23 protein-coding genes are annotated in these 21,953 nt (G+C 64.0%); 11 read left to right on the top strand and 12 right to left on the bottom strand.

Going from position 1 to position 21,953, the window contains the following annotated elements:
• The first annotated feature begins 39 nt into the window (after window positions 1–39).
• Genes DyAD56_RS09220 through DyAD56_RS09180 form a run of 9 tightly spaced genes read left to right on the top strand, consistent with a single transcriptional unit; the run spans window position 40 to window position 9,250 of the window.
• Entirely contained in the window at window positions 40–1,233 is a 1,194-nt protein-coding gene (locus tag DyAD56_RS09220) for an argininosuccinate synthase (RefSeq protein ID WP_102302462.1), read from the top strand.
• A 22-nt stretch (window positions 1,234–1,255) separates the two neighbouring features.
• Window positions 1,256–1,693: a GNAT family N-acetyltransferase gene (locus DyAD56_RS09215; RefSeq protein ID WP_102302461.1), complete on the top strand. Its 438-nt coding sequence runs from the start codon at window positions 1,256–1,258 to the stop codon at window positions 1,691–1,693.
• Window positions 1,694–1,727: 34 nt separating this feature from the next.
• Complete coding sequence (locus DyAD56_RS09210; RefSeq protein ID WP_102302460.1) at window positions 1,728–2,822, top strand: acetylornithine deacetylase; 1,095 nt, start codon at window positions 1,728–1,730, stop codon at window positions 2,820–2,822.
• A gap of 6 nt (window positions 2,823–2,828) precedes the next feature.
• Window positions 2,829–4,145 carry an acetylglutamate kinase gene (locus DyAD56_RS09205; RefSeq protein ID WP_102302459.1) on the top strand — a complete coding sequence of 439 codons (1,317 nt, stop codon included), beginning with the start codon at window positions 2,829–2,831 and terminating at the stop codon, window positions 4,143–4,145.
• 3 nt (window positions 4,146–4,148) lie between these two features.
• Entirely contained in the window at window positions 4,149–5,105 is a 957-nt protein-coding gene (gene argC, locus DyAD56_RS09200; RefSeq protein ID WP_102302458.1) for an N-acetyl-gamma-glutamyl-phosphate reductase, read from the top strand.
• 57 nt (window positions 5,106–5,162) lie between these two features.
• Window positions 5,163–6,458, top strand: coding sequence for an argininosuccinate lyase (gene argH / locus DyAD56_RS09195; RefSeq protein ID WP_102302457.1), 1,296 nt, complete (start codon window positions 5,163–5,165; stop codon window positions 6,456–6,458).
• Window positions 6,459–6,471: 13 nt separating this feature from the next.
• Window positions 6,472–6,831, top strand: a complete 360-nt coding sequence (locus DyAD56_RS09190; RefSeq protein ID WP_102302456.1) for a cupin domain-containing protein — start codon at window positions 6,472–6,474, stop codon at window positions 6,829–6,831.
• On the top strand, window positions 6,828–7,988 hold the full coding sequence (gene proB / locus DyAD56_RS09185) for a glutamate 5-kinase (protein WP_102302455.1): 1,161 nt from the start codon (window positions 6,828–6,830) through the stop codon (window positions 7,986–7,988). The genes DyAD56_RS09190 and proB overlap by 4 nt, the downstream gene beginning before the upstream one ends.
• Entirely contained in the window at window positions 7,985–9,250 is a 1,266-nt protein-coding gene (locus DyAD56_RS09180) for a glutamate-5-semialdehyde dehydrogenase (protein ID WP_102302454.1), read from the top strand. Before proB ends, DyAD56_RS09180 begins: the two co-directional genes overlap by 4 nt.
• A 56-nt stretch (window positions 9,251–9,306) precedes the next feature.
• On the opposite strand, the gene DyAD56_RS09175 is transcribed toward DyAD56_RS09180, so the two are convergent.
• Entirely contained in the window at window positions 9,307–9,798 is a 492-nt protein-coding gene (locus DyAD56_RS09175; protein WP_102302453.1) for a nuclear transport factor 2 family protein, read from the bottom strand.
• Between the two features lie 90 nt (window positions 9,799–9,888).
• Window positions 9,889–10,794 carry a LysR family transcriptional regulator gene (locus DyAD56_RS09170; RefSeq protein ID WP_102302452.1) on the bottom strand — a complete coding sequence of 302 codons (906 nt, stop codon included), beginning with the start codon at window positions 10,792–10,794 and terminating at the stop codon, window positions 9,889–9,891.
• Between the two features lie 119 nt (window positions 10,795–10,913).
• Between DyAD56_RS09170 and DyAD56_RS09165 the strand changes: the two genes are divergently transcribed.
• Window positions 10,914–12,173: an MFS transporter gene (locus tag DyAD56_RS09165; RefSeq protein WP_158241301.1), complete on the top strand. Its 1,260-nt coding sequence runs from the start codon at window positions 10,914–10,916 to the stop codon at window positions 12,171–12,173.
• On the opposite strand, the gene kynU is transcribed toward DyAD56_RS09165, so the two are convergent.
• The 3 genes from kynU to DyAD56_RS09150 are packed head-to-tail and all read right to left on the bottom strand — an operon-like array spanning window position 12,174 to window position 15,045.
• Window positions 12,174–13,454 carry a kynureninase gene (gene kynU, locus DyAD56_RS09160; RefSeq protein WP_102302450.1) on the bottom strand — a complete coding sequence of 427 codons (1,281 nt, stop codon included), beginning with the start codon at window positions 13,452–13,454 and terminating at the stop codon, window positions 12,174–12,176. It lies immediately after the preceding gene.
• A gap of 56 nt (window positions 13,455–13,510) precedes the next feature.
• A complete protein-coding gene (locus tag DyAD56_RS09155; protein ID WP_102302449.1) occupies window positions 13,511–14,017 on the bottom strand; it encodes a hypothetical protein in 507 nt (168 codons plus the stop codon).
• Window positions 14,014–15,045: an amidohydrolase family protein gene (locus DyAD56_RS09150; RefSeq protein WP_102302448.1), complete on the bottom strand. Its 1,032-nt coding sequence runs from the start codon at window positions 15,043–15,045 to the stop codon at window positions 14,014–14,016. Before DyAD56_RS09150 ends, DyAD56_RS09155 begins: the two co-directional genes overlap by 4 nt.
• Before the next feature lie 224 nt (window positions 15,046–15,269).
• Between DyAD56_RS09150 and DyAD56_RS09145 the strand changes: the two genes are divergently transcribed.
• Window positions 15,270–15,644 (top strand): YciI family protein, encoded by a 375-nt coding sequence (locus DyAD56_RS09145; protein ID WP_102302605.1) that lies wholly within the window; start codon window positions 15,270–15,272, stop codon window positions 15,642–15,644.
• Window positions 15,645–15,701: 57 nt separating this feature from the next.
• Here DyAD56_RS09145 and DyAD56_RS09140 read toward each other — a convergent pair whose 3' ends face one another.
• The 7 genes from DyAD56_RS09140 to DyAD56_RS09110 form a co-directional block, all read right to left on the bottom strand.
• Window positions 15,702–17,786: an FUSC family protein gene (locus DyAD56_RS09140; RefSeq protein ID WP_102302447.1), complete on the bottom strand. Its 2,085-nt coding sequence runs from the start codon at window positions 17,784–17,786 to the stop codon at window positions 15,702–15,704.
• 76 nt (window positions 17,787–17,862) lie between these two features.
• The gene (locus DyAD56_RS09135) at window positions 17,863–18,621 is read right to left on the bottom strand and encodes an N-acetylmuramoyl-L-alanine amidase (protein ID WP_102302604.1); all 759 of its coding nucleotides are present in this window, start codon (window positions 18,619–18,621) and stop codon (window positions 17,863–17,865) included.
• Window positions 18,622–18,790: 169 nt separating this feature from the next.
• Window positions 18,791–19,354: an elongation factor P-like protein YeiP gene (gene yeiP / locus DyAD56_RS09130; protein ID WP_102302446.1), complete on the bottom strand. Its 564-nt coding sequence runs from the start codon at window positions 19,352–19,354 to the stop codon at window positions 18,791–18,793.
• A gap of 90 nt (window positions 19,355–19,444) precedes the next feature.
• A complete protein-coding gene (locus DyAD56_RS09125; RefSeq protein ID WP_102302445.1) occupies window positions 19,445–20,206 on the bottom strand; it encodes an SDR family NAD(P)-dependent oxidoreductase in 762 nt (253 codons plus the stop codon).
• An 87-nt stretch (window positions 20,207–20,293) separates the two neighbouring features.
• Complete coding sequence (locus DyAD56_RS09120; RefSeq protein WP_102302444.1) at window positions 20,294–20,869, bottom strand: GNAT family N-acetyltransferase; 576 nt, start codon at window positions 20,867–20,869, stop codon at window positions 20,294–20,296.
• Window positions 20,866–21,333 (bottom strand): GNAT family N-acetyltransferase, encoded by a 468-nt coding sequence (locus tag DyAD56_RS09115; protein ID WP_102302443.1) that lies wholly within the window; start codon window positions 21,331–21,333, stop codon window positions 20,866–20,868. Before DyAD56_RS09115 ends, DyAD56_RS09120 begins: the two co-directional genes overlap by 4 nt.
• Window positions 21,333–21,926 (bottom strand): YdeI/OmpD-associated family protein, encoded by a 594-nt coding sequence (locus tag DyAD56_RS09110; protein WP_102302442.1) that lies wholly within the window; start codon window positions 21,924–21,926, stop codon window positions 21,333–21,335. The genes DyAD56_RS09115 and DyAD56_RS09110 overlap by 1 nt, the downstream gene beginning before the upstream one ends.
• Window positions 21,927–21,953 lie beyond the last annotated feature (27 nt).

Genomic DNA, 21,953 nt, shown 5'->3' with positions numbered 1-21,953 from the left:
TCATTCCCGTTTAGCCATCCATTTCAGGATTCGCAAGTCATGAGCAAAGACATCGTTCTCGCCTTCTCCGGTGGCCTCGACACCAGCTTCTGCGTGCCTTACCTCAAGGAGCGCGGCTGGGCCGTGCACACCGTCTTCGCCGACACCGGCGGCGTGGATGCCGAGGAGCGCGCCTATATCGAGCAGCGCGCCAAGGAACTGGGCGTGGCGAGCCATGTCACGGTCGACGGCGGCCCGGCGATCTGGAATGGTTTCGTGAAGCCCTTCGTGCAGGCTGGCGAGGCCTATCAGGGTCAATACCCGTTGCTGGTGTCGGACCGCTACCTGATCGTGGACGCGGCCATCGCACGCGCCAAGGAACTGGGCACCAAAGCCATCGCGCACGGTTGCACCGGCATGGGCAACGACCAGGTCCGTTTCGACCTGGCCGTGAAGGCGCTGGGCGACTACCAGATCGTGGCGCCGATCCGCGAGATCCAGAAGGAACACACCCAGACGCGCGCTTACGAGCAAGCCTATCTGGAGGAGCGTGGCTTTGAAGTCCGCGCCAAGCAGAAGAGTTACACCATCAACGAGAATCTCCTGGGCGTGACGCTTTCCGGTGGCGAGATTGACCATTGGAAGACCCCGGGCGAGGGCGCACGTGGCTGGTGCAAGCCGCGTTCTGAGTGGCCGTCCGAAAAGCTCACGGTCACCCTTGGCTTCGAGAAGGGTGAGGCGGTGTCGCTCAATGGCGAGAAGCTGCCGGGCGCGAACTTGCTGGCCAAGCTCAATGAACTGTTTGCGCCGTACGGCGTGGGTCGCGGCATGTATACCGGCGACACCACCATCGGCCTCAAGGGCCGCATCGTGTACGAAGCGCCGGGCCTGATCTCGCTGCTCGCCGCACATCGTGCGCTGGAAGAAGCTGTGCTGACCAAGCAGCAGAACCGCTTCAAGCCGGAAGTGGCGCGCAAGTGGGTGGAAGTGGTTTACGAAGGTTTCTTCCACGATCCGATCAAGACCGACTTGGAAGCGTACCTGGCCTCCAGCCAGAGCACCGTCAACGGCGAAGTGGTGCTGGAGACCTCGGGTGCGCAGGTCACGGCGGTGGAAGTCCGTTCTCCGCACATCCTCAATGCCAAGGGCGCGACCTACGCCCAGTCGGCGGACTGGGGTGTGGAAGAGGCCGAAGGTTTCATCAAGCTGTTCGGCATGAGCAGCACGCTGTGGGCGGAAATCAATCGCGCCTAAGCATAGTCAGGAGCACGGCGTGATGGACGAGAACCTGCACATCTCCACCGACAAGAATCAGCTCGATCTGGCGCTGATTCATGGGTTCCTTTCGACCGGGTCCACCTGGGCGCAAGGCATTCCACTGTCGACGGTGCGCCGGTCCATCGAACACTCGCTGTGCTTTGGCGGCTACGTGAACGGCAACCAGGTGGCGTTTGCGCGAGTCATTTCTGACTTTGCGACATTCGCCAACCTGGTCGACGTGTTCGTGCTGCCCGATCATCGCGGCAAGGCTTACGGCAAGCTCATGGTGGATGCGGTGTTGGAGCATCCGGATCTGCAAGGGTTGCGCCGTTTCACGCTGGCCACCTTCGATGCTCATGAGCTTTACGCCCGGCACGGTTTTACCGCGCCTTCACGTCCCGAGACGCTGATGGAAATCTATCGGCCGGACATCTACCAGCTGGCTCGTTTCTGACGGGCCCGGCGACGCATCTATTACGACGGACTTCATGAGCTCATTACTCGACGACACCCTTCGACATCTTCGCGCGCTGGTCAGCTACGACACGCGCAATCCGCCGCGCGAAATTGGCACCGGCGGCATCTTCGATTACCTGCGGGAGAACCTGCCGGGCTTCGACGTCAGCGTGACCGATTACGGCGCTGGCGCTGTGACGCTGTATGCCGTGCGTGGAAACCCCAAGGTGCTGTTCAACGTGCACTTGGATACGGTGCCGGATTCGCCGCACTGGACGGCGAGCCCGCACGAACTTCGCGTAACGGAAGATCGCGCCATTGGCCTGGGTGCCTGCGATATCAAGGGTGCGGCCGCTGCCTTGGTGGCGGTCGCCAACGTCACCCAGGGCGATATGGCGCTGCTGCTTTCGACCGATGAGGAAGCGAACGATCCACGTTGCATCGCTGGCTTCCTCAAGGACAAGCCAGCGTACGACGCCATCATCGTGGCCGAGCCGACCAAGGGCGAGGCGGTACTTGCGCATCGTGGCATCCATTCCGTGCATATGCGCTTCAAGGGCAGTGCAGGGCATGCCTCGGGCGAACAGAAGCCCAGCGACAGCGCCGTGCATCAGGCCGTACGCTGGAGCGCGGCAGCGCTGGATTACGTGGATAAGCAGGCGCACGAGCGCTTCGGTGGACTCACCGGCCTGCGCTTCAACATCGGTCGCGTGGACGGCGGCATCAAGGCGAACATGATCGCCCCGTCGGCGGAGGTGCGTTTTGGTTTTCGTCCGCTGCCGACCATGGCGCCAGATCAGTTGCTGCAAACCTTCCGCACGCTGGTGGAGCCGCAGCCGGTGTCGTTCGAGGAGCTGTTCCGCGGCGATTCGCTGCCAGCCGGTGACACGGCCACTGCGGAAGCCCGTCGTCTGGCCGCGCGGGACCTGGCGGACGAGCTCAACATTCCCATCGGCAATGCCGTGGACTTCTGGACAGAAGCGGCCCTGTTCTCCGCCGCTGGCTACATCAGTTTCGTTTACGGCCCCGGCGACATTGCGCAGGCGCATACCGCCGACGAGTGGGTCTCGCTCGAACAGCTGAAGCACTACGCCGACACCATTCATCGCATCATCGACAAGAGCTAAGCAACAGTGGAAGCCCACAAGCACACCCGGAAAACCATCGTTCGCCTGCTTTCGAGCATGGGCAGTGCGAAGGAGATCCAGCAATACCTCAAGCGCTTCTCGCAGCTCGACGCCAAGCGCTTTGCCGTGGTGAAGGTCGGCGGCGCGGTGCTGCGCGATGATCTGCCGGCACTTACGTCCTCGCTGACCTTCCTGCAGCAGGTCGGCCTGACGCCCATCGTGTTGCATGGCGCCGGTCCACAGTTGGACGAAGAGCTGTCGGCCGCCGGCATCGAGAAGCACACGGTGAATGGTCTGCGCGTGACCACGCCCAGGGCGCTCTCCATCGTGCGTAAAGTGTTCCAGGACCAGAACCTGCGTCTGGTCGAGGCACTGCAGACCATGGACACACGCGCCACCTCGGTGCTGTCGGGTGTGTTCACGGCAAGCTATCTGGATCGCGACACCTACGGTCTCGTGGGTAAGGTCAGCAGCATCAACCTCGCGCCGATTGAGGCCAGCCTGCGCGCCGGTTCCATTCCGGTGATCGCCAGCCTGGGCGAGACGGAAGAGGGCCAGATCCTCAACGTCAACGCGGACTTCGCCGCCAATGAACTGGTGCGCGTGCTGCAGCCGTACAAGATCGTGTTCCTCACGGGTACGGGTGGCCTGCTGGACGACAAGGGCAACATCATCGACTCGATCAACCTGAGTACCGAGTTCGAGCACCTGATGGCGCAGCCGTGGATCAACGGCGGCATGCGTCTGAAGATCGAGCAGATCGCGGATCTGCTCAACGACCTGCCGCTCACGTCCTCGGTGTCGATCACCAAGCCGTCGGAGCTGGCCAAGGAGCTGTTCACGCACAAGGGCTCGGGCACGCTGGTGCGCCGTGGCGAGAAGGTGAAGCGCTTCGAGTCGTGGGAAGGTATCGACCTGGCGCGCATGCGCGAGCTGATCGAGTCGAGCTTTGGCCGCACGCTGGTACCGGATTACTTCGAACGCACCAAGCCGTTCCGCATCTACGTGAGCGAAAACTACCGCACGGCGATGATCCTCACCCAGGAAGATGGGTTGCCGTACCTGGACAAGTTCGCCGTGCTCGACGACGCGCAAGGTGAAGGCCTGGGCCGCGCCGTGTGGCAGGTGATGCGCGAGGAAAATCCGAAGCTGTTCTGGCGCTCGCGCCACGGCAATGCCGTCAATCACTTCTATTACGCCGAATCGGACGGTTGCCTCAAGCAGCCACGCTGGAAAGTGTTCTGGTACGGCATTGAAGACTTCGAGACGATCGCCCACTGCGTCGCCCATTGCGCGCAGCGGCAACCGACCTTGGTGGATTGAATCATGAGTACGACCAAACATCGCATCGGTATCGTCGGCGCGCGCGGCCACACTGGCGCCGAACTCATCCGCCTGGTGGCGGCGCACCCCGCACTGGAACTGGCCTTCGTTTCCTCGCGTGAGTTGGACGGCCAGCGCGTGGCCGATCAGGTGGACGGCTTCCACGGCGACCTGCGCTACGCCAGCCTCGATCCCGAGGCCGTGGCTGCGCAGGGCGCAGATGTTGTGGTGCTCGCCTTGCCCAACGGCAAGGCGGCGCCGTTCGTCGAGGCCATCGACAAGGCGAAGCAGGACACGCTCATCGTCGACCTGTCGGCGGATTACCGTTTCAACGAGAAGTGGTACTACGGCCTACCTGAGCTGACCCGCGAACGTTGGCGCGGCGAGAAGCGCATCAGCAATCCCGGCTGCTACGCAACGGCGATCCAGTTGTCGATCGCCCCGCTGAAGGATCTGCTCGCGGCACCGCCAGTGAGCTTCGGCGTGTCGGGTTATTCGGGCGCCGGCACCACGCCGTCCGACAAGAACGACCCGGAGAAGCTGCGCGACAACCTGATGCCGTACTCGCTTACTGGCCACATGCACGAGAAGGAGGCCAGCCGCCACCTCAACGTGCCGGTGGAGTTCATGCCGCACGTGGCGCCGCATTTCCGTGGCCTTACCGTCACCACGAATCTGTATTTGGCACGTCAGGTGAAGCGCGAAGATATCGTCAACCGTTTCAAAGCCGCGTACGAAGGCGAGAAACTGGTGCGCGTGGTCGAGGAAGCGCCTTGGGTCAGCCAGATCGCGCACAAGCATCACGTGGATATCGGAGGCTTCGCTGTATCGAACGACGGCAAGCGCGTGGTGGTGGTGGCGACGCTGGACAACCTGTTGAAGGGTGCGGCGACCCAGGCCATGCAGAACATCAATCGCGCCATTGGCGTGGACGAATACACGGCGATTCCGGTCGCCTGAGCGGGTGCCCGGCTTATGCCGGGCAGACCGGAATTCACCGTTTGCAGGGAGATACCCATGACCCAACCCCTTTGGCAGAAATCCAACATCAAGATCGACGCGCGCATCATGGCGTTCCTCGCCGGCGACGATGTGATACTGGATCGCGAGTTCTTCCTGCACGACATCACCGCAAGCAAGGCGCACGTCGAAGGCCTGGCCAACATCGGGGTCGTGAGCGCGGATGAAGCAGCGGCGCTCAAGCGCGAACTGGATGTGCTGGCGGAAGACTTCCGCGCCGGCCACTTCGTGCTGGACGATCGCTACGAAGACGGCCATTCGGCCATCGAGGCACGCCTGACCGAGCGCCTGGGCGATGCGGGCCGCCGTGTGCATACGGGCCGCAGCCGCAATGACCAGATCCTGGTTGCCACGCGCCTGTGGCTGAAGGAGCAGCTCGGCGCACTGGAGCAGCACTGCCGCGCCATCGCCAAGGTCTGCCTCGATCGCGCAGCGCAACCGGCGATTCCCTTGCCGGGCTATACGCACCTGCAGCGTGCCGTGGTGTCGTCGACTGGCATGTGGTTTGCCGGCTTCGCGGAAGGCTTTATCGACAACGCGTTGCGCGCACAGCAGACGGCGCTGCTGATCGATGCCAATCCGCTGGGTACCGCCGCCGGCTATGGCGTAAACCTCAAGCTGGATCGCGAGCACACCACGCAGGCGCTGGGCTTTGCCCGCATGCAGGTGTCGCCGATCTATGCACAGTTGTCGCGTGGCAAGTTCGAGATGGCCGTCCTCGAAGCCATCGCCGGTGCGTTGCTCGACGTGCGTCGCATGGCGTGGGATCTCTCGCTGTTCACCACGGCGGAGTTCAATTTCGTGAAGCTGCCGTCCGAGTACACCACCGGCAGCTCGATCATGCCGAACAAGCGCAATCCGGACGTGGTGGAACTGCTGCGCGCCAGTTACGCGAGCGTGGCGGCGGCCCGCACCGAGATCGAGCAATTGCTATCGCTACCGTCTGGCTACCAGCGTGACCTGCAGTTCTCCAAGGGCTCGTTGTTCCACGGTTGCCGTCATGGCCTGGCCGCGCTGGAGCTGGTGCCCGACCTGCTGGCGCGCATGGAGTGGAATGAACCGGCCATGCGTGCCGCGATCGAGCCAGCCATGTATGCCACTGACGTAGCCATTGAGCAGGCCGCAGCGGGCGTGCCGTTCCGTGATGCCTATCGCGCTGCGGCAGACGCCGCTGCCTCAGCGGGCGAAGGACGTACGCCGGAGGCCAGCCTCGCGGCCCGTGTGTCGCCCGGATCCGGTCATGACCTGCGTTTGGATGTGTTGCGCGATAGACTCGATCGTCTGGACGGCTAAACGGAGCATCGGCATGGGAACCGTCAGTACGGGCAGTGCCGAACATTACCGATGGGGACAGGGTTGCGACGGCTGGCATCTGCTGGCCGGTGACGACCTGAGTGTGATCGAAGAGCGCATGCCGCCGGGCACCTGGGAAGTTCGCCACCGGCATGCGTGCTCCCGCCAGTTCTTCTACGTGCTGCAGGGCGAGCTGACCCTGGAGCTGGAGGGGACGTCCCATCGGCTCGCGACAGGGCATGGCTTGCACGTGCCTCCCGGTGCGGCTCACCAGGTGCGCAACGACAGTGGTGCGGAAGTGCGGATGCTGGTCGTTTCGTCACCCCGCAGCCATGGTGACCGCATCGATGCACCCTTAGAGGCGAACCCATGAGCGACGCCATTTCTGCGCAGGCGTTGCCATCATGGCGCCGTGCCGTCCTCAAAGTGGGTAGCAACCTATTGGCCGCCGATGGCGGTGGCCTTACTCCGCGCTACGCCGCCGCCCTGGCGGGTTTCATCCAGGCGAGCCGCGTCGCAGGCCGGCAGGTGGTGCTGGTGTCGTCCGGTGCGGTGGCGGCGGGTCGTGCGCAGTTGCGCGCCCATGCGCCCAGCGGCGGTGATCTTGCTGCAAAACAGGCGTTGGCAGCGCTGGGTCAGGCACCCATGATCGCGCTGTGGCAGTCGCTCAGTCCGTGCCCGGTTGCCCAGGTGTTGCTGACGCATGACGATCTGCGTAACCGCAGACGTTATCTCAACGCGCGGGCCACCTTGCGCGAACTGCTCGCACTCGACGTGCTGCCGGTGGTGAACGAGAACGACACCGTCGCGGTCGACGAGTTGAAGTTGGGCGATAACGACAACCTCGCGGCCATCGTAGCGGCGCTGGTGGATGCGGACCTGCTGCTGATTGCATCGGATATCGATGCGCTCTACACAGCCGACCCGCGTCGCGATCCTTCCGCCGTACCGTTGGTACGGGTGGAATCGTTGACACCCGAGATCGTGGCCATGGCCGGCGGCAGCGGTAGTGCTGTCGGCACCGGTGGTATGCGCACCAAACTGGAGGCCGCCGCCAAGGCAGCGGCGGCCGGCGTACCCACGGCGCTGTTCAGCGGCAGGCATGACGACACCGTTGCAGCGCTTGCACAGGGCCAGTTGCGGGGCACCTATTTCGCGGCGGGGCGCAGCCGCATGCAGGCGCGCAAGTACTGGCTGCGTCATGCACCATCGGCGCCGGGATGCGTCAAGGTAGACGCGGGCGCCGTGAAGGCGCTGGCGAGTGGACGCGCCTCACTGTTGCCGGGTGGGGTGCTGGAGGTAGCCGGCGAATTCCATCGTGGCGATCTGGTGGAGATCGTCGACGCATCCGGTCGAGCCATCGCGCGCGGCTTGTGCCAGTACGGTGCAACCGAGGTACAGCGGCTGGCTGGGCGTCACAGTCGCGATATCGATGTCGTGCTTGGCTACAGCTATGGCGCCGAGATCGTGCATCGCGACGACCTTGCCACGTTGGCCGAGATCGAAAGCACGGGAGATATCGACGCATGAGTGACATCCGTTCACTGGCCATCGCCTGCCGCGATGCGGCACCGCTGCTGTCGGTGCTCGATACTCCGGCGAAGCGGGCGCTGCTGAATGACATGGCTGATGTCTTGTCGCGTCGCACAGCCGGTGTCCTTGAGGCGAACGCGAAGGACATACATTCAGCTGTTGAGAAAGGGCTGCAGGGTGCGATGCTCGACCGTCTTCGCCTGGACGAGGTGCGCGTGGCCGGCATCGTCCATGCATTGCGCGAGGTCGCGTCGCTGCCCGATCCGGTAGGGATCGTCACCCGTCGCGACACGCTGCCCAATGGCGTCGTGGTGGAGCGCGTGCGCATTCCGCTCGGCGTGGTGGCGATGATTTACGAAGCCCGCCCCAATGTGACCGCCGACGCTGCCGCACTCTGCCTGATGGCAGGTAATGCGGTGATCTTGCGCGGTGGTTCCGAGGCCCTCCAATCCAACCGTGCTATCGCCGCAGCCTTGCATGAAGCATTGCGCGCACATGGCCTGCCCGAGGCGGCCGTGACGCTAGTAGAGGACCTTCGCCGCGAGACCATGGTCGAACTGCTGCAGCTGAGCGACGTGGTGGACCTAGCCATCCCGCGCGGTGGCGAGGGTTTGATCCGCTTCGTCACGGAGCATGCGCGCGTGCCGGTCATCAAGCACTACAAGGGTGTGTGTCACCTCTACGTGGATGCTTCTGCCGATCTGACGCTTGCGTTAAACCTGCTGGTCGATGGCAAGACATCTCGCCCAGGTGTATGCAATGCGCTGGAAACCGTGCTGATTCATCGCGACGTGGCGAGCGACTTTCTACCTCGTGCCGCCACCGCGTTGCGCGAACGCGGCGTGGAGTTGCGCGGTGATGCCGCCACGCGTGCACTCGTACCCGGCGTGAGCGTTGCTGATGAGGACGATTACGCGGCCGAGTTTCTCGATCTGATTATCGCGGTGCGTGTGGTGGACAGCTTCGACGAAGCGATTGCCCATATTCGCCGCTACGGCTCGGATCACACGGAGGTCATTGCCACCAACGACGATGCGACGGCGAGGAAATTCGTGCAGTCGCTGCGCTCCGCGGTGGTGATGGTCAACGCCTCATCGCGGTTTTCCGACGGTGGACAGCTGGGGTTGGGCGCGGAGATCGGCATTTCGACGACGCGCTTGCATGCCTACGGCCCGATGGGCGCGGAGTCGCTGACTATCGAGCGCTTCGTTGTGCGCGGGGAAGGGCAAGTGCGGCATCCGGAAAGCCGCCTCGTCTGACGACGTCACTGAGCATCCAGGAGCGCATGCGTGCGCTCCTGGATGAAAGCTGTGGGCTATTTCCCAGTCTCGATGGCGTGGTGGTCGTAACTGATCACGCGTGTCATCTGCCACTGGCCGTCCTTATAGCGCCAGATGTTGAGGAACTTGCCAACGCCCACGCACTTGCCGGTATCGAGCTCGCAGAAGCGGTGTGAGCCAACTTCCATGGCGCCATAGTCCTTGATCGGATATACCTCGAGGGAGCCAACCAGTTCCCGGCGCACCTTGTGGCAGATGTTCCGGCGCGTGGCATCCACCACCGCGTCGCGGGATGTCATGAGGCCACCGGTGTCATGGTAGAACTCCACGTCTTCGCTGAAGTACCCGCCGAAGGTCTTCAGGTCGCAGGTGTTGTAGGCATCGAAGACCTTGGTGTCGAGCGCGGCGATGGTGTGGTTGAGGGCATCGCCGGTGGGAATGGCGTCTGCGCTCTGTGCGCATGCCGTAGAAAGTACGAATAAGGGGGCAAGCAGGCAGGCCAGTCGTGCGAGCGAAGCGTTGCGCATGGGCTTTCCTTGTCTTGATGGTGATGATGGCAAAGCTACTAACCATCCCGCCGGTGGTTAAACGGACGGCCAGACGTCCCGGTCACTGGTTCAGCGGGGCCGTGGCCGTTGCGACGTTAGCAGCCTGAGTTGTTCCAGCAGGAGTGCCACAGGTACTTCCAGGCGAGGCGGCAGGGCGCGGTGGATCAGCCAAGCGATCATGTCCATTTGGAAGTCGGTGACAGTGAGCACCTTGACCTGCTTGCGGTATGGACTGGCGGCCAACAGGTCAGGGGTGACAATGCCGATGCCCGTGCCACGCGCGACGAGTGACAGTTGCAGGTCCGAGCCGAAGGCTTCGACGCCGACGTTGCAGGGCAGGCCGCGCTCTTCCATGGTTCGTTGAAGCGTGGAGCGCATGCCGCATCCGTTTTGGCTGAGCACCCACGGGAATGCGGAAAGGTCTTTGAGCGACACGCGGCCGCGCAAGCCGAGCGAGGGCGCCGCCACGATGCGTATTGGCTGGCGGTCGAAGGCGTGAGCGGTCATGGCCTGTGGTGGTGGCGAGCTCTCCGACAGCAGTACCGCGGAAACGTCCAATTGCCCTTGCTCAACCTGTTCCATCAGCCCAGGCGACCAGGACGAGTGAACGCGCAGGGTAAGGCCGGGGAAGCGCAGGCGGAGCTGGTCGATGGGTCCGGCCAGGGCGCGCTCGGCGAGATACGGGGGCATGCCTAGCCGAAACTCTCCGGTGGGTTCCGTGTCGGTGCGGGCGAGCGCGAGCAGGCTCGCTTCCGCGTCCAGTAGATCGCGGCCTTTCCGGTAGATCTCCAGCCCCGCCGCGGTGGGGCGCAGTGGCTTGGATTGGCGGTTCAGCAGCTCGATGCCCAGCAGGGCCTCCAGGCTCTGTACCCGGCGTGTCACACCAGGCTGGGTAAGGTGCAACTGGGCTGCGGCCTGCACGATGGAGCCCGTGTCCACGACGGCGACGAAAGCCCTGACGTCTCGCGTATTCATGCGTGGATAGTCTCTTTCATTATGCTAAATGCGCATGAAGTTTATGAATATTATTCACTGTGATCATGGTCTGACTGTATTTAGCATCCATAGCCTGATGAATGGCAAGGCCTCAGGTCATGGAATATCGCTCCCATCGCCGTATCGAAATCGCTGCGGATGAAGTGCAAACGGAACTCACCACGCCGCTGACGCTGCTGTTCGCTTTCGCGGTGGGCGTCATCATCATCAACCTCACGGCCGCACAGCCGCTCGCTGGCCCCGTGGCCCGCGCCATGCACCTACCGGCCTCGCTGACCGGCCTCGTGGCTATGCTTCCGCAGTTGGGTTACGCGGTGGGCATGTTGTTCCTCGTGCCGCTTGCCGACTTGTTCGAGAATCGCCGCCTCACCACGTTCACGCTGGTGGCTTGCGCGCTGGCGCTGGGTGCGGCGGCAGTGGCGCAGCAGGCATGGTGGCTGTTGCTCGCGGTGTGCGTGGCGGGCACGACATCGTGCGCCATCCAGATTCTTGTGCCGCTGGCGGCGGCCATGGCAAGGCCAGAACATCGCGGTAGTGCGGTGGGCAACGTAATGAGTGGCGTCATGCTCGGCATTCTGTTGTCGCGTCCGTTCGCCAGCCTGATTGAAGGCACGTGGGGTTGGCGCGCGTGTTACGGCCTGTTGGGCGTCTTCGATGCACTGCTTGCCGTCGCCCTGTGGTTTGCCTTGCCAACACGGCAGCCGCCCGTCCATACCTCGTACCGCGGGTTGATCGCGTCCATGTGGTCACTCTGGCGTAACGAGCGGGTGTTGCGCCGGTATGCGGTGTCTGCGGCGATCCTCATGGCCGCGTTCAGTACCTTCTGGACGGGGATCGCGTTGCGCTTGGTGCAAGCGCCATTTCTGCTGGACAGTCACAGCCTCGCCTGGTTTGCCCTGGCCGGTGTGGCTGGCACGGTGGTCGCACCGTTGGCGGGCAAGGCGGGCGACCGTGGCTACAGCGTGGTCGGCATGCCCATTGCTCACGTGGTGGCTACAGCTGGTTTCGTACTGGCGGGCGTGGCCGGCGCGGGATGGCTGGGGCTGGATGTTGCAGGCCATCCGCGGCTGGCGCTGGGCCTGCTGGTGGTGGCGGCCATCGTGCTGGATGCAGGTGCCGTCGGTGACCAGACGCTGGGGCGGCGTGCCGTCAACATGCTCGATCCGGCAGCACGCAGCCGTCTGAATGGCCTTTTCGTCGGCGTGTTCTTTATCGGCGGTGGCGCGGGTGCCGTAGCCGCCGGCAGTGCGTGGGCCATCGCCGGCTGGACGGGCGTGTGCGTGGTCGGCCTCGGTTTGTGTGCGCTGGCTTTTGTGGGCGATGCGTTGGCACGGCGCGGCATCAGCCGCGCCGTCTGATCATCCCTGCTGCGCCCAGCGTCGGGTGGCTTCGACAAACGCTACGCAATCGGCAAAGCGGTTGTACAGCGGCGTCGGCGAAATGCGGATCACGTCCGGCTCGCGCCAGTCGCCGACAATGCCTTGCTCCATCAGGTACTCGAACAGGGCGCGGCCGCGCGCGCGGCCACCCTGCACGCGGATGGAAAGCTGCGAACCACGGCGTGCAGGATCGCGTGGTGTCACTACTTCCAGCACATCACTCAACTGCGTCTGCACCAGCCATTCCAGATATCCGGTAAGGCGCACCGATTTCTCGCGTAGATTCGACATGCCGGCGCGACGGAAGATCTCCAGCGACACGCGCAGCGGTGCCAGCGCGAGGATGGGCGGGTTGCTGAGCTGCCAGCCATCCGCGCCATAGGTCGGCACGAACTGCGGACCCATCTGGAAACGCGTGGTCTTGTCGTGGCCCCACCAGCCCGCGAAACGCGGCAGCGTGGTGCGCGCGTGGCGCCCATGCACGAAGGCGCCGCCGACGGCACCCGGGCCGCTATTGAGGTACTTGTAGCTGCACCAGATGGCAAAGTCCGCGCCGGTGTCGTGCAACTGCAGTGGCAGGTTGCCCACCGCATGCGCCAGGTCAAAGCCCACCATGCACCCATGGCGATTGGCCAGGCGCGTGATGGCCGCGAGGTCGAAGGCCTGACCCGTGCGGTACTGCACGCCCGGCAGCATCACCAGCGCGATGCGCGAGCCGTGCTCGGCCAGCACGCGCTCGATGGCTTCCATGGATATCGTGCCATTCGCTTCGTCGCCTTGAAGTTCGATCAGTGACGTAGCTGGGTCGAAGCCGTGGAAGCGCACTTGCGACTCCACTGCGTAGCGGTCGGTTGGGAACGAACCCGCTTCGATCAGAATGGCGTGGCGTTCCTGCGTGGGACGATAGAAGCTGACCATCATCAGGTGCAGGTTTACGCCCAGCGTATTCATCGCGACCACTTCGGACGGCTGCGCGCCCACCACGGCGGCAAGGTCATCGCGCACAAACTCGTGGTAGTTCATCCACGGCAGACGGCCCTTGAAGTGGCCTTCCACCGCCAGCCCGGCCCAGTCGTCCAGCTCGGCGCTCAGTGCATCGCGCACGGCGCGTGGCTGCAAACCCAGCGAGTTGCCGCAGAAGTAGTGGCTGTCGTGGCCTTCGTGCGGAGGAATCAGGAATTCGTCGCGAAAGCTGCGCAGCGGATCAGCGGCATCCTGGGCCTGCGCCCAGGCAAGGGTGGCTTCGAAGGGAGCGGACATCGGGGAGTCTCTTGCAGAAGCGTCGTGCTGATGGCGGCACGACGCGAATGAGCGGCTTACTTCAGGCGTGCGGCGATATCGCTGCAGCCTTTGTCGAACGCATTTTGCCATGCGGCGCCGGCTTGGCTTTGCGCCGGTCGCACGCAACGCAACTGGATGGCATGGTTGTTCTTGAACCAGTACCGCTCGCTGTAGCTGTACTGCGCGCCATTTTCCTGCGCGGTGTAGACGAAGTTGTCCGCCGCGCCGCCGGTGGCTGCCTGATAGCCGGTAAGGGCCTTGGCCTTGCCCATGGCGCCCGCGACGTATTGCTGGAACTCGCCGTTGTCGCTCACCTGCTTCACCGTGACGGAAATGCGGGCAAGGCTGTTGTTGCCGTTGGGCGACGGGTCGGGCACCTGGAACACGCGCACTTCCGGGTCGCCTTCGGTTTCCATGATGCCCATCCACTGGTCGGGCGTGCTGAAGGTGACACTGCCGCCCGCCATGCTGACGTCGGAAGCCTTTGCGGCTCCGCTGAGCACCAGGAGGCTGGCGATAACCGTATTGCGGAAGAAGCTCATGCCGTTTCCTGTTGGGCGTGGGGTTGGAATCGGTGCAACGGCAGCCCCAGCCATTCCAGGGCAGTGCCGTGGAAGAGCTGCGCGCGGTCAGCGTGACCGAGTTCGAGTGACTCGATACCGCTGCCCGGATGCTGTTCCCCCAGCGGGAAAGGATAGTCGGTCCCCAGCATCACGCGCTCGACCCCGGTCACATCCAGAAGGTAGCGCAGGGCCTGCGGGTCGTGCACGCAGGAGTCGAAATACAGGCGCTTGAGGTACTCGCGCGGGTTGCGCGGGTTGTCGGTGGCCACCAGGTCCGGGCGCATGCGGAAGCCGTGCTCGATGCGGCCGATGGACCAGGGGAAGCTGCCGCCGCCGTGGGCCAGCATCACGCGCAGCTTCGGCAGGCGCTCCAGTACGCCGCCGAACACCAGGCAGCAGCCTGCACGCGCCTGTTCGGCCGGCATACCGACCAGCCAGGGCAGCCAGTACTTGGGCATGCTGGCGGCGCCCATCATGTCCCACGGGTGCACCATGATCGCAGCGCCAAGGTCGGCCGCGGCCTCGAAGAAGGGGAACAGCTCCGGCGCGTCGAGGTTCCAGTCGTTGCAGTGCGAGCCCACTTGCACGCCCTGCAGGCCGAGCTCATCGATGCAACGCTCCAGCTCGCGTATCGCCAGATCCGGCGATTGCAGCGGCACGGTGCCGATGCCGGCATAGTGGCGCGGATAGTCGTTGCAGATCTGCGCCATCTGGTCGTTCAGGTGGCGATGCAGTTCCAGCGCCTGATAGCCCGGCGCCCAGTAGGAGAACAGCACCGGCACGGTGGAGACCACCTGCACGCTCACCCCGAAACGGGCGTAGTCGTCGATGCGCTGCTGCGGGTCGAAGGCGGAGTCCCAGACCTCCCGGAAGAACTTGCCATCTTTGTAGATGCGATGGCGCCCGTCGTTGTGGATCATCACGGGAAAGCGCTCGTCACCGAACTTGGCGGCAAGGTTCGGCCAGTCACGGGGCAGGATGTGGGCGTGCGTATCGATTTTGAGCATGCTCCAGAGTGTATGCCACGGCCGGGGCGCCGTCTCGGCGCGGTGCAGCGTAATCGGGAGCGCTCAGGGTCACCCGCTCAGGGGAAGCGAGATTCCGACAGCGCTGACGGAACCGCCGCACGTACGGCGCACGGGTGAACTACCGCCATTTGGAAGATGCAAAGCGCAAGGATTTCCCGTCATCATGGCGGGTGCCATCGCGTTCCCTTGCCGTGGGAGGCAACATGAAGTTCCTGGTCATGATTTACAACGACGACACCCTGCTCGATGCCCTGCCGGCAGGCGAGTTCGACACCATGATGCGCGGCTGTTTCGAGCATGCCGATGAACTGCGCGATCAGGGCCACCTGCTCGATTCCGTGCAGCTCGAATCCCCTGGTCAGATCAAGTCGTTGCGCATGCGCGACGAAAAAATGAGCGTGATGGATGGCCCATTCGCCGAGGCGAAGGAATACCTGGGCGGCTTCAACGTGATCGAGGCGGCGAACATGGACGAAGCCCTGCGCATCGCCTCGGAATTCCCGTGGGCGCGCACGGGGCGCATCGACGTATGGCCCATTCGAGATATCGATGCGGTGCGTCGCCGCGTGGGGGCCTGAGGCAGCGTTCCCAACGTAGCGGCGTACAAGTGCGCCGCTACAGAGGATAGGCCCGGCTTACACCGTTGCCGTGGACTTGCTGTGGCTGCGCCCCGTGATGTGCGCGAGCGTGTTCACGTTGTCTACCAGTCGGTCGCTGATGCGCGCGAGCAATTCGGCGGCCTGGCGGTCTTCAGCCATGTTCAGCAGTGCCGCGAAGGTGCGCTGCAGGCCGCGCAGGTCGGGTAGGTGTTCGGGAGCACGCTGCGCACGCAAGGCGTTGGCGATGGCGTGGAGTGCGCCGGCGGCGTGGTCCACGAAAGAACACATCTCCGCCGTTTCCGGCAGGCTGTGGTGATCATCGATCAGTGCTTCCAGCGTCATCGCCGTACGTGCGAGGCGGTTGCCGTTGGAAAAGAGCGCATTGGCCAGTTCCAGCAATGGCGCTGGCGTACCCGGTTCCGCGCGCATGCGGTCAAGCGATGCCTGCGCGTTGCTGCGTGCGGTGCGGGCTGCGGTGCGTGCTTCGCGGCGACCGTCGCGACGCTCGGGGCGGGCGAGTGCGTTGAGGTAATCGGCATAGGCATCGAGCATGTCTGAGAGGGCCGCACGCGCACGTGCACGCTCCCACGTGGGCCAAAGCACATAGGCCAGCAAGGCCATGCCGCTGCCCAGCGCCGTGTTGATCACACGGTCCAGTACCGCATCGCTGGAGTTCACGCCCTCGAACGACAAGAGGATCACCACGGTGCCGGTGAGCGCCGCGACCGCCACGCCGTAGTGTGCCGTGGCGAGATAGCGGAAACCCATGCAGAGCACCGCCATGAGTGCGAGGTGCGCCCACGGGTCGTGCGGTGTGAAGTGCAGCAGTGCGGTGGTGAGCACCAGGCCGAGTACCGTGCCGACCACGCGTAACAGACCGAAGTTGAAGGTCGCGGCAAAATCCGGGCGCAGCACAATGGCTGCCGTCATGGGTAGCCAGTAACCATGGGGCAGGCCGAGTTCGCGTGAGACGAGCAGGGTGGCCGAGAGCGTGATGGCGGTGCGTATGGCGTGGCGAAAAGCCACCGAATGCGGCGTCAGGTTTGCACGTAGGGTCGCGCGCGCCGAACTGCTGCGCAGCGCAGCGGGTAGCGGTGTTTCTGCGGCGGCGGCGCGCAATTCGCCACGGCTGCCGGCCCAGTTGGCATTACGTACGGCTGCGGCAAGCTGGCCCGATAGGGCGTGGATATGCGTGGCCAGGCCATCCGCATTGCCGCCATTAACGAGCAGGGCGTTCTCGCTGGCTTGCAACGTCTGCAAGGCGTGCTCGGCCTGTCGTGGCGACTCGGCTACCTCCAGCGCATCCGCGATGGCGGCAAGTACGCGCGCTGCGTCCCCGCGGAACATGGCGTGGATGGTGGGGTTGGCACGCAGCTCAGCCATGGCAACGAGTTCGAGGCGGATGCGTTCGGCCAGTTCCAACAGCACGCCGAAGGCCTCCATGGCGCGGCCGCGCGCATGGTGGCGTCCCAGCAGCGTGTGTTGCAGCGTGGTCATGGCATCGGTCAGCGCGGGCACGTCGGCGTCGTCATGCTCCTGCTGCCGCGCGAGCGACGATAGGCCGCGATATACCTCAGCCAGTGCATGGCGCTCCGGACGGTAGCGTTGCAGCGGCCATGCCGCTACCGAAAACAGCGTAAGCAGCAATCCACCGGCGAAGATCAATGCGGATGCGCCCAGGGCTTCGCCGAATGGTCGCGGTGTGGCGGCCGTGACCACCAACAGAATCATGCTGGTCATGCCCACGCGCGCCATGTCGGCGCCGAACACCACCAACATGCCACCGAAGAAGCCGAAGGCGGCGGTGGCGATCAGGATAGGAATCAGTTGGTCGCCGATCAGGAAACCGATCAGTGACGCCAGCCCGGCAGCAAGCGAGGCGAGCAGCAGCCGCGTCATGCGTTGGCGATAAGGGCCCGGCTGGTCCGAGAACATGGTGTCCAACGCACCCGCGCCAATACCAAGGCCGATGCCTGGGTGGCCAGCCATAATGCCAATCGCCAGCGGCAGGACGACCGCCGCGGTGTTGCGCACGACCACGCGCACCGGCACATCCGGTCGCTTGGTGGTGAGCAGGCTGTCGACGACTGTGGCGCGCAGCGAATAACCCGTCGAAGACATGGCGCGGCGAAGCTCCTTGGTGACGCACAGATTTTGCCTCAGTCAGCCTGAAGCAAACGCGACGAATCGATAGCTCTTAGCCGGCCGGTACGCCCGCGGTGCCACCACCGGCACCCAACTGTCGTGACAGCGCGTACAGAATGCGCAAATCCTGGGCGTCCAGCGTGTCGCCGCTTACGCCGACGTCCATGCCGCGGAAGTGGTGATGGAACGAATGCACTGCGGCGGTACGGTTATCCAACGGGTAGCCGATCAGCCCCAGTGCCGCCCACGGATCGAACCCCAGTGGCGGATCGACCAGCGACCCCTGTGGCCACAGGCCGAAGCCAGCCTGCGCTAGTTGCTGCCAGGGGAAGCGCGGGCCGGGATCATCCTTGCGGCCGGGGGCGAGGTCTTCGTGGCCGATGATCTGCGTGCGCGGAATACGCAGGCGGTCGGTGAGGTCGGCCAGCAGGCGCAGCAGACTGTCGATCTGCACCTGGGTAAAAGGCGAGTCGCCGTCGTTGTCCAGCTCGATGCCGATGGACGCTGAGTTCACGTCAGTGATGGTGCCCCAGCGACCGGCACCTGCATGCCACGCGCGCGCGCTGTCCTCGACCAGTTGGTAAATGTGGCCGTCATCGCCGACCAGATAATGCGCGCTCACCGGGCCGCCGCTGTTGGCCGTGCGCAAGGTATGCAGCGCCTGCGATGCGGAATGCTCGTTGGTGAAATGGATGACGATCAGCACCGGACGGCGTGCATCGTAGTTGGGTGAAGGCACCCACTGTGCGATGGGATTACGTACCGGCGTCGGCGCGCAGGCGGAAAGCACCGTCGCAAGGCATAGGGGCATCAGCCAACGATGCACAGCGAATCGGCGGGCGTGTGGGGCGTGGGGGCGCGACACGGCATTCCATCCTGGAAGGGAAGAGGCGAACGTGCCCCAGCCGGGCCATGTCGTCAAGCGAATAAAAAAGCGCCGGGTTACCCCGGCGCTTTGGACGTTGCATCGATCGTGGCGATCAGGCGCGGCCGGCGAACTCACCCGTCAGCGTATTCACCCACACTTTTTCTTCGTTGGTGATGTACTCGGGCACCTGGATTTCGACGCCGGTGTTGAGCTTGGCCGGCTTGGTGCGTTTGGTGGCGCTGGCGCCCTTCAGTTCCGGTGCGGTATCGACAACGGTCAGCGTCACGCTGGTCGGCACCTGCAGGCCTACCGGTGCATCGTCGATGAGCTGCACGTAGTAGCCCTCGACGTCCTCGACGATGTAGCCCGAGTTGTCGCCGACCAGTTCCGGCGAGAGAAGGTATTGGGTGTAATCCTCTTTGTCCATGAACACGAAGACTTCGCCATCCATGTACGAGAAGTTGGCCTCGCGACGGACCAGATCCATTTCCTTGAGATCATCGTCAGCGCGCAGGCTCAGGTCGAACTTGCGGCCGCCGGGGATCGAATACATGGTGAAGCGGAAGGTGACGTTGCCGCCACGCGCAGTCGGCGAACTGCGTTCGATGTCGCGCACCTGGTAGACGGTGCCTTCGTGTTCGACCACATTGCCTTTCTTGACGTCGGAAGCTTTCATGGATGTTTGATCGTTTGATGGGACGTTTGGTGGTCGTCATGTCAGCGCATGCCAGCAGAGGCCCTGCGCGGGGATGACAGCTGAAAAGACTTACTTCGGCTGCAGACGCACCGCGCCGTCAAGGCGGATGGTTTCACCGTTGATGTAGCGATTGCCAAGGATGAAGCCCACCGTCGTTGCGTACTCATCCGGCTTGCCCAGGCGCGAAGGGAACGGGATGGCGGCGGACAGCGATTCCTGCACCTGCGGCGGCATGCCATCCACCATCGGCGTCCAGAAGATGCCCGGGGCGATGGTCACCACGCGGATGCCGAAGCGGGACAACTCGCGCGCCATCGGCAGCGTCATGCCGACCACGCCACCCTTGGATGCGGAGTAGGCGGCCTGGCCGATCTGGCCTTCGAACGCGGCCACGGAGGCGGTGTTGATGATCACGCCGCGCTCGCCGTCTTCACCGGCTTCGTTGTTCTGCATCAGAGCGGCGCCGGCCTTGGCGACGTTGAAGCTGCCCACCAGGTTCACCATCACCGTGGTGGCAAAGGTGTTGAGCGGCATCGGGCCTTCTTTGCCCAGCATGCGGCCCGCGCCCAGGATGCCGGCGCAGTTCACCACCACGTTGAGGCCGCCCATGGCCGCACTGGCGGCGGCGACGTTCGTCGAGACACCTTCCTCGGAGGTGACGTCCGTGCGGAAGAAGTGGCCGCTCAGCGCCTTGGCGGCTTCCTGGCCCTTCTCTTCGTTCACGTCGAACAGGGCCACCTTGCCGCCGTTGGCGACAAGGTACTGGGCCACCGCGTGGCCGAGACCGGAGGCGCCGCCGGTGATGATCGCCTTGACCTGATTGAGCTGCATGGAGCGTCCTCGGACATGCCAAAAAGCCAATGGTAGCCGAGGAGGGGGCAGGGACGCGCGGGCGACAGGCGGGCGCGGCCCGGAGCGTCAGGCGTTTGCGCGCCGCAGCAAGGCAACCCACTCCTGAGTCTCACGCAGTTCCGCGAACGGCGCCACGCGCAGGGGTGGGTTCTGCGGCGCTTGCAGTTCCAATTGCCACACGCCCACGTCCCACCAGGCGTCGAGCTTGTAGCCCGAGCTACGCCACACGCCTGCCGGCGTGAAGCCCATGGCCTCGTGCATGGCGACGCTGCTCTGGCCGGGCAGCGTGATCACGCCGACAGCCTGGTTGATGCCCTGCAACCGCATGGCATCGAGCAGCGTGTAGTACAGGCGGCGGGCGATACCGCGGCGGCGTGCATCGGGGTGGACGTAGATGGATGTTTCGGCGATCCAATCGTAGGCAGCGCGCTCGCGGAATCGGCTGGCGTAGGCGTAGGCCAGCACTCGGCCGTTCTCCTCCCAGACGATCCACGGGTACTGACACAGGCGCGTAAGGATGCGCTCGCGCATGGCGTCGACACCCGGCAACTCGGTTTCGAACGTTTCCACGCCGTGGAGTACCGACGGCGTGTAGATGTCGTGGACGGCTGCAGCGTCGTCGCCATGGGCAATGCGGATCATTGGATGGCTTTCTCCATGCAGATGCTGCGCGGGTTGGCGCGGTGTTCGCCGAACGGTGGACAGCGACGATAACCAGCGTGCTCGTAGAGTTCCAGCGCCTCCGTCTGCGCGGTGCCGGTTTCCAGGCGAACCAACCCGCCACTGGCACGAGCGATCTCCGCTTCCAGCGCGTCCAGTAGCTGCTTGCCCAGCCCCAGGCCGCGGCAGGCCGGCAGCACGTACATGCGCTTTACTTCCACATAACCGTCATGCCGAACGAGTGCGCCGCAGGCCACCGGCGTACCGTCGATGCGCGCGGTCAGAAAGGTGACGTTGGGCGCTTTCAGTGCTTCGGCAGTCACCGGGTGTATGTTTCCGGTGGGGTAAAGTTCAGTGAGATAGCCGTCCAGCTCACGGATCAGCGGCGAGACGTCAGGCGCGTCTGGATCGTCGATTCCGAAATGCAGCCGGGGCGCTTTCTGCATTACTCGTATTTCCAGTTGCGCCGCTTGCCAGCGGCCAGCCACTCCAGTGTAGTCGCGATGCGTTTCGTGCGCGTGGTGTTGGTCTTCGCCTCGTTGATCCACTCCACGTAATCGCGTTGTGCGCTGGGCGGAAAGGCTTCGTAGGTCTCGCGGGCGGCGTTGTGCTCCTCCTTCGCGAGCAGGGCGGCTACATCCTCGGGGAGCATCGGCGGGGGCTTGACCGCGGCTCGTGCGCGTTTGGATTTCACGCCCGCTTCGTTAAGCGCCATCGCTTTGTGGATGTACGCCACCAGGGTTTCGCTGGGCGGCAGATCCTTCAGCGACATCAGTTTGCCGAACTGACTCGTGCCTTCTACGTTTTTACGGCCGACGATGTCCTTATAACGCCAGAAGCCTAAGGAGCAGTGTTGCTTGAAAGCCGCCATCGAACAGATGGGCGAACCCTTGTAGTTGAAAAAGGGCATGCTCCATTTGATGTCCTCCTCGACCTCGGGACACACCTCGTGCACGAGGTCACGCAGATGTTCGAGGATGGGTTGGGCGAATGGCTGCGCTTCCTTGATGTAAGTGCCAACGCGGTGATCACGGACCATGGTGATTTCCTGGGATTACTCTGATCG

This window comes from Dyella sp. AD56 (assembly GCF_002878475.1).
GTDB lineage: Bacteria > Pseudomonadota > Gammaproteobacteria > Xanthomonadales > Rhodanobacteraceae > Dyella.
Note: the sequence above shows the minus strand (reverse complement) of the source record. Positions and strands in the feature narration are given on the sequence as shown.

Coding starts and splice junctions, on each gene's coding strand:
- DyAD56_RS09150 (WP_102302448.1), bottom strand. CDS start 15,045: ATGCTCAAAATCGATACGCACGCCCACATCCTGCCCCGTGACTGGCCG.
- DyAD56_RS09175 (WP_102302453.1), bottom strand. CDS start 9,798: ATGCGCAACGCTTCGCTCGCACGACTGGCCTGCCTGCTTGCCCCCTTA.
- DyAD56_RS09165 (WP_158241301.1), top strand. CDS start 10,914: ATGGAATATCGCTCCCATCGCCGTATCGAAATCGCTGCGGATGAAGTG.
- argH (WP_102302457.1), top strand. CDS start 5,163: ATGACCCAACCCCTTTGGCAGAAATCCAACATCAAGATCGACGCGCGC.
- DyAD56_RS09135 (WP_102302604.1), bottom strand. CDS start 18,621: ATGCCCCTATGCCTTGCGACGGTGCTTTCCGCCTGCGCGCCGACGCCG.
- DyAD56_RS09110 (WP_102302442.1), bottom strand. CDS start 21,926: ATGGTCCGTGATCACCGCGTTGGCACTTACATCAAGGAAGCGCAGCCA.
- argC (WP_102302458.1), top strand. CDS start 4,149: ATGAGTACGACCAAACATCGCATCGGTATCGTCGGCGCGCGCGGCCAC.
- DyAD56_RS09215 (WP_102302461.1), top strand. CDS start 1,256: ATGGACGAGAACCTGCACATCTCCACCGACAAGAATCAGCTCGATCTG.
- DyAD56_RS09170 (WP_102302452.1), bottom strand. CDS start 10,794: ATGAATACGCGAGACGTCAGGGCTTTCGTCGCCGTCGTGGACACGGGC.
- DyAD56_RS09190 (WP_102302456.1), top strand. CDS start 6,472: ATGGGAACCGTCAGTACGGGCAGTGCCGAACATTACCGATGGGGACAG.
- yeiP (WP_102302446.1), bottom strand. CDS start 19,354: ATGAAAGCTTCCGACGTCAAGAAAGGCAATGTGGTCGAACACGAAGGC.
- DyAD56_RS09140 (WP_102302447.1), bottom strand. CDS start 17,786: ATGTCTTCGACGGGTTATTCGCTGCGCGCCACAGTCGTCGACAGCCTG.
- kynU (WP_102302450.1), bottom strand. CDS start 13,454: ATGTCCGCTCCCTTCGAAGCCACCCTTGCCTGGGCGCAGGCCCAGGAT.
- proB (WP_102302455.1), top strand. CDS start 6,828: ATGAGCGACGCCATTTCTGCGCAGGCGTTGCCATCATGGCGCCGTGCC.
- DyAD56_RS09120 (WP_102302444.1), bottom strand. CDS start 20,869: ATGATCCGCATTGCCCATGGCGACGACGCTGCAGCCGTCCACGACATC.
- DyAD56_RS09180 (WP_102302454.1), top strand. CDS start 7,985: ATGAGTGACATCCGTTCACTGGCCATCGCCTGCCGCGATGCGGCACCG.
- DyAD56_RS09125 (WP_102302445.1), bottom strand. CDS start 20,206: ATGCAGCTCAATCAGGTCAAGGCGATCATCACCGGCGGCGCCTCCGGT.
- DyAD56_RS09155 (WP_102302449.1), bottom strand. CDS start 14,017: ATGAGCTTCTTCCGCAATACGGTTATCGCCAGCCTCCTGGTGCTCAGC.
- DyAD56_RS09220 (WP_102302462.1), top strand. CDS start 40: ATGAGCAAAGACATCGTTCTCGCCTTCTCCGGTGGCCTCGACACCAGC.
- DyAD56_RS09145 (WP_102302605.1), top strand. CDS start 15,270: ATGAAGTTCCTGGTCATGATTTACAACGACGACACCCTGCTCGATGCC.
- DyAD56_RS09210 (WP_102302460.1), top strand. CDS start 1,728: ATGAGCTCATTACTCGACGACACCCTTCGACATCTTCGCGCGCTGGTC.
- DyAD56_RS09115 (WP_102302443.1), bottom strand. CDS start 21,333: ATGCAGAAAGCGCCCCGGCTGCATTTCGGAATCGACGATCCAGACGCG.